The organism is Nguyenibacter vanlangensis, assembly GCF_013376155.1.
Taxonomy (GTDB): domain Bacteria; phylum Pseudomonadota; class Alphaproteobacteria; order Acetobacterales; family Acetobacteraceae; genus Gluconacetobacter; species Gluconacetobacter vanlangensis.
Genome location: NZ_JABXXP010000159.1, coordinates 1 through 5,508 on the forward strand (window position 1 = coordinate 1; position 5,508 = coordinate 5,508).

Genomic DNA, 5,508 nt, shown 5'->3' on the forward strand with positions numbered 1-5,508 from the left:
CGCCGTCGCGCTCCAGCGCCGCGCCGGCATCCTGCAGATGCAGCCACGGCCGGCCGGTCCGGACCTCGGCCAGCATCATGCGGTTCAGGGTCCGCGTATTCTCGCTCACCCAGGCCGACCTGATGGAGGGCAGCACCTCCAGCAGCAGCACCTGCGTCGCCGGCAGGCGGGCATGAATCTGGTCCACGATCCGCACGATGCCGGCATAGGTCTGGCGGGCGTCGGTATGGACATGGCCGAAATTATTGGCGCCGATCAGGACGATGAACAGGCGCGGCGCTGTGCGGAACTCCAACTCGCCATGCGCCAGGCGCCACAGGACATGGCACGTGCTGTCCCCCTTGAATCCCAGATTGATGGCATGCCGGTCACCATAATAATGCTGCCAGACCGGGGCGAAATCCCGCCAGTCCTCGGGGCCGCGCCGCTCCCAGTTCTGGGTGATCGAATCCCCCAGCCAGACCAGGTCGTAGCGGCCATGCGCGATCTCGTCCTGTTTTTCCGCGAAGCGCTGGTGCCACCAGGGCGTATCCATGCGCGATATGGGCTGCACCGCCAGATTGGCCGGGGCGGCCGCCCCCAGGCCCAGCAGGGCCAGCAGGGGCAACAGGGGCAGGGGGGCGGTCAGACGCCGGACCATGTCGCGGATCACCGGCCCAGATAGAAAAAGCACGCGGCGCCGACCGCCAGGCAGTAATAGGCGAACGGGCTGAGCGCCCATTTTTCATGGTTGTGGAAATAGCGCATCAGGAATGCGGTGCTGGCCAGGGCGGTGATCGCGGCGACGACGGCGCCGATCGCGGCCAACTGCATCTGGCCCTGCGGGACGGCAACATGGCGAAGATGCATGGCCTCGCGCACCGTCGCCGCGAAGATCACCGGCTGCGCCATCAGGAACGAGAAGCGCGCCGCCCCTTCATGGTTCAGGTTGCGGAACAGCCCGCCGATGATCGTGGCGCCCGAACGCGAAATGCCCGGAAAAAACGCTGCGCACTGCCACAGCCCGATGATCGCGGCGTCGGCATAGGTCAGCGACGCGATGGCCCCGCCCTCGGTCATGGACTGCCGCGCCTTGATCCGTTCGGTCAGCAGCAGCAGCAACCCGTTCAGGAACAGGAAGATCGCGGCAAAGCGCGCCGTTCCGAACAGGGTGCGCAGCCAATGTTCGAGCAAAAAGCCGATAATGACCGCCGGAATGGTCGCGACCACCAGCAGCGCCACGATATGGATGCTCTCGGCCTGGCGCTGGCTGCCGTCCCGGCCGGAGATGCCGCGCGCGATCGCGGCCCAGTCCTTCCAGAAGAAGACCAGCAGCGCGATTGCCGTGCCCAGGTGCAGCATGACCAGAAACGGCAGGAACATGTCGCCGCTCGGGTCGACCACCCAGCCCAGCAGGGCAGGGACGATCACGGCATGTCCCAGGCTGCTGACGGGGAACAATTCCGTCGCCCCCTGAAGAATGGCGATCACTATGGCTTGGATGAGTGTCATTGTCCGGCCGTCCATGGTGAATTACAATATTGTGGTGCCTTACTTTCCTGGCCTTCGGCAAGCGGATAGCGTGCGCCGGGGCCGAAGTCCGGCACGGAATGGAGCAGGAGGAGCGCTTGGCGCGAGAAAATGGCAGCGCGATCGTGTTCAGCGGATTGGTTCTGCTGGTGGCCGGGGCGTTCTACGCCTATGCCCGCGCGTCGCAGGTCGATCTGGGCCATGACCGCTACCACCTGACCGCCCGGTTCATATCGGCCAACGGGCTGCATGTTGGGGCCGAGGTCCAGTTGGCGGGCGTGCCGGTCGGCCGCGTCACCGCCATCACCCTCGATCCGGTCAGCGCCATGGCCAATGTCGGCTTCACCGTCGACCGCGCCCTGCAGCTTCCGGCCGACAGCGCGGTGACGATCGGCAGCGCGACCATGACGGACGAGGACGCGCTGATGGTCCAGCCCGGCAAGGCGCCCACCCACCTGGCCCCCGGCGCCGTCATCACAAATGCGCAAGAGGCCGTCAGTCTCGAACAGCAGGTCAGCAATTACATCTTCGGTAATGGCGGCCTGCCCTCCGATTCGATGCCAGGATCGGATTGACCCGCGCATGCCCAAGACATTTGTTTTGCCGAGCATTTTCACGTGATGACGTCGGTCCGCCAAATCACGATCCGCTTGAGACGTCCGATTCGCCCCCAAGATTCGCTCTGAGATTCGACCGGACCGTCAGTCGTTCATCGGATAGGACGCCAGCAATTTCCGTTGCCGACGCCACGAGCGCAGCATGGTCAGCGCGCCGCTGGAACGCCATCCGGCCTTCTTCTTTTTGGCGCCGATTCGGAACGTCTCCCGGTAGTGGTTGAACTGCGCGGCGTAGGCCTCGCGCAGCGTCGTACGCGAATCCCAGATATGGGTCGCCTCGGAGCCGACGCCGTTGATCTCGATGATCTCGAACCCCCGGCCCAGGCGCAGCGAGGCGATGGATTCGAATTTCAGGTCGATCCGGCCGAAATGGAAATCCGGAATATCCTGCATGATCCGGTCGATCTGTTCGGTCAGGGCAGGGGTGATGTCGGACGCGCCGTTGCGGAAGATCGACCCCTTGCAGTGATTGCCGGCAAAGACCAGCCGCATCGGCTCTCCGGCCGGCAGCACGTCATGCACGCGCGCGCCCAGGCGCGGCAGGTACAAATGCGGCACCAGCCCGGTGCGTGCGTCCGCGTCGATCAGTTGCCGCACGGTGGACCGTCCGTCGCCGACGATGACCGGCGCTTCCTTATAGGTCAGTGAGGTAATCCGCCCGCGCGGCTCGTCCGGATGGCGGATATAGAACACCCCGGCCTCATGTTCGAAGGGGATCAGCCGCTGCAGCATCAGGTCCGTGCCGGGCGGAAACTGCGCCACGGCCCGGGCCAGCTCCGCCGGCGTGGCGGCCAGCTTCACGCCGGTGCCGTTGCAGCCGATATCGGGCTTCAGCACGATCGGCAGCGCCAGCCCGGCTTGCGCCAGCGCCTGCCGCGCCGCCGCCGCGTCCTCGGCGGAACCGGTGGTGGTCATGGTGGTGTAGGGCGCGATCCAGCGTCCGGCCGTCTCGCCGGCCATGTCCAGGATGGCCGTCTTGCTCTCTCCGCACAGGCCGCCGGTCTCGATCCGCGGATTGGCCGCCGTGGGCAGGCTGAAATCCAGGTGCCGCACCCCCATGGCGATCCAGTACAGCACGATCGGGGTATAGAAGACCCAGCCCGGCCAGAATTCGAACATCGACAGCGGCGATGCCGGCTGCGCAGGATTGGCCGGGGCAGGGGCGGCGGTCGAGGCATGGTTCATCGGGACGGACTCCGCACACTGGCCACGATCCGGCCGACAAGAAGGATAGTCAGCGCAAAACCGGCCATGCCCAGCCATTTCCATTCGCCCAGATGGTCGATCAGAAACTGGCCGACCCTAAGCGATACAACGAACAGCAGCGTTGTCCAGATCAGCGTCGCCATGACCGCGGCTGCGGCGAAGCGGGCGATGCTGGCGTGAAAAAAGCCGCACGCCGTATAGAGCGGCAGCCGCGCGCCGGGGATGAAGCGGCTGATGAAGACGATGCGAAAAACGTTGCGGGCGAACCAGCGTTGCCCGTCATGGCCGCTCGGCAGGTTGACCCACCGCCGCGCGGGCGGCCAGAGCGCCGCCAGGCGCCCCAGGCCGTACAACCCCAGATCGCCGACGACGATGCCGACATACAGCGCCCCCAGCGCCAGCGGCATGGCGACCGGTCCCGATTGCACCTCCATTGCCGTCAGGATGGTCGCTGCATCTTCCAGGATGAAGGTGGCGACGATGATCACCGCCGCCTGAAACAGGGGCGAATTGGTGGCATCGGCCAGAAGAGGGGGGAGAGAGGAGAACATCATCATGAAGAACGGGCGGCCGGCCGTCGGTTCGGCCGGGGCGGACGGGTCGAAATCCTCACTGCATCAAGCCTCTCGCCCAAGCCTTTCGCTCACGGGGCCCGTTCCGCGCGGGCATTCGGGCGACGATCGCCGCCCCGGTCGCGGGTCCTTGTCGCACGCTTCGCCGCCACCGACAAATCATGGGGGCGGACCAGTGATAAATCATGAGACAAATCATGAGAGCCTGGCGGCGAGGATTGAAAGCCTGCCGGGGAATGTGGCACAGATTTCCCCATGACAGGACGTCGTGATTTTCTGATTTCGGCCGCTTCGGGCGCCGTGCTAGCCGCCGCGGCGCCCCTTCGCGCGCGCGCATCCGGGGCGGGATCCTACGCCGCCTTCCTGGCCGGCATCCGTGCCGACGCCCTCGCCCAGGGCCTGTCGCCGTCCATCGTCGGCCGGGCGCTGGCGCTCGAGGCGCCGAATGCACGCGTGCTGCAACTGGACCAGCATCAGCCGGAATTCACCCTGACCTGGGCACAGTACCGCCAGCGCGTCCTGACCGCCAAGAAGCTGGCCGACGGCAAGGCGGCATCCGCCATGCGGATGGGGCTGCTGAGCGCGGTCAGCCGGCGTTACGGCGCCGATCCGCAGCCGCTGATGGGCATATGGGGCCTGGAATCGGCCTATGGCACCCGGACGGGCAGCTTTCGCATCACCGACGCGCTGGCCACCCTGGCCTATGACGGCAGGCGAGCGTCCTTTTTCCGCGCCGAATTGATGAACGCGCTGCGCATCCTCGACCACGGCGACGTCGCGCCGGAAAACATGACCGGTAGCTATGCCGGCGCGATGGGGCAGCCGCAATTCATGCCCAGCGCCTATTTGCGCTACGCGGTCGATTATGCCGGCAACGGCCGCCGCGACATCTGGACCAGCGAGCCCGACGTCTTCGGCTCGATCGCCAATTATCTGGGCCGCTGCGGCTGGGTGCCGGGCGAACCCTGGGGGCAGGAAATCGCGGTGCCCCCCGTGCTCGCGCAATCCGAACTGGGCCGCGGCGCGATCCGCACGCTGGGCGAATGGATGGATCGCGGGGTCACGCGCCTGGACGGGCGGCGCTTCTCGCGCACCGACATCAGGGGGGCGGTGATCCGCCCCGACGGGCCAGGCGGCGAGGCGTTCATGGTATACCGCAATTTCTCTGTCATCAGGCGCTACAACCCGTCCGATTTCTACGCGCTGGCGGTCGGCCTGCTGGGTCGCGACGTGACGTGACGCGCCCTGTGACGCGCCCACGCCTCGCGGGCCTGCTTGCCATGGAACTGCTGGTCCTCGGGCTCGCGGGCTGCCACCGCCGTGCCGAACCGCCACTGCCGCCGGCCGCGCCGCATTACGTGGTGGGTGCGCCCTACAAGATGGGCGGCGTCTGGCGCTATCCGCAGGAAGATTTCGCCTATCAGGCCACGGGCCTGGCGGTGGCCGACGCCGACCGCACGCCCTTCGTCACCACGGATGGCGAGCATTACGATGCCGGTGCCATGACGGCCAGCCATGCCACGCTGCAACTGCCGGCCATCGTCACGGTGCGCAACCTGGAAAACGGGCGCGAGATCACGGTGCGGGTCAATGACCGCGGCCCC

Annotated in this window: 7 protein-coding genes; 3 read left to right on the top strand and 4 right to left on the bottom strand. The window is 66.5% G+C overall.

The window, feature by feature from the left end; genetic code table 11:
* Both HUK84_RS09445 and HUK84_RS09450 read right to left on the bottom strand, forming a co-directional pair.
* Window positions 1-640, bottom strand: a 640-nt coding sequence (locus HUK84_RS09445) for a GDSL-type esterase/lipase family protein (RefSeq protein ID WP_176640070.1), incomplete at its 3' end; no start/stop codon positions are given.
* 8 nt (window positions 641-648) lie between these two features.
* Complete coding sequence (locus tag HUK84_RS09450) at window positions 649-1,491, bottom strand: undecaprenyl-diphosphate phosphatase (protein WP_176640071.1); 843 nt, start codon at window positions 1,489-1,491, stop codon at window positions 649-651.
* A gap of 116 nt (window positions 1,492-1,607) precedes the next feature.
* Between HUK84_RS09450 and HUK84_RS09455 the strand changes: the two genes are divergently transcribed.
* The gene (locus tag HUK84_RS09455; protein WP_176640072.1) at window positions 1,608-2,084 is read left to right on the top strand and encodes an MlaD family protein; all 477 of its coding nucleotides are present in this window, start codon (window positions 1,608-1,610) and stop codon (window positions 2,082-2,084) included.
* A gap of 126 nt (window positions 2,085-2,210) precedes the next feature.
* Here HUK84_RS09455 and HUK84_RS09460 read toward each other — a convergent pair whose 3' ends face one another.
* Together HUK84_RS09460 and HUK84_RS09465 are read right to left on the bottom strand one after the other, a co-directional pair.
* Entirely contained in the window at window positions 2,211-3,311 is a 1,101-nt protein-coding gene (locus tag HUK84_RS09460; RefSeq protein ID WP_176640073.1) for a D-alanine--D-alanine ligase, read from the bottom strand.
* Window positions 3,308-3,883, bottom strand: a complete 576-nt coding sequence (locus HUK84_RS09465; protein WP_176640075.1) for a DedA family protein — start codon at window positions 3,881-3,883, stop codon at window positions 3,308-3,310. The genes HUK84_RS09460 and HUK84_RS09465 overlap by 4 nt, the downstream gene beginning before the upstream one ends.
* 276 nt (window positions 3,884-4,159) lie before the next feature.
* Here HUK84_RS09465 and HUK84_RS09470 point away from each other — a divergent pair, with 276 nt between their 5' ends.
* Complete coding sequence (locus HUK84_RS09470) at window positions 4,160-5,143, top strand: lytic murein transglycosylase (protein ID WP_176640074.1); 984 nt, start codon at window positions 4,160-4,162, stop codon at window positions 5,141-5,143.
* Between the two features lie 8 nt (window positions 5,144-5,151).
* A partial coding sequence (locus HUK84_RS09475; RefSeq protein WP_317135269.1) for a septal ring lytic transglycosylase RlpA family protein occupies window positions 5,152-5,508 on the top strand: 357 nt, incomplete at its 3' end.

What these genes read in the sequence shown, in the direction of transcription:
- HUK84_RS09450 (WP_176640071.1), bottom strand. Translation starts at nt 1,491, where the DNA reads ATGACACTCATCCAAGCCATAGTGATCGCCATTCTTCAGGGGGCGACG.
- HUK84_RS09460 (WP_176640073.1), bottom strand. Translation starts at nt 3,311, where the DNA reads ATGAACCATGCCTCGACCGCCGCCCCTGCCCCGGCCAATCCTGCGCAG.
- HUK84_RS09465 (WP_176640075.1), bottom strand. Translation starts at nt 3,883, where the DNA reads ATGTTCTCCTCTCTCCCCCCTCTTCTGGCCGATGCCACCAATTCGCCC.
- HUK84_RS09470 (WP_176640074.1), top strand. Translation starts at nt 4,160, where the DNA reads ATGACAGGACGTCGTGATTTTCTGATTTCGGCCGCTTCGGGCGCCGTG.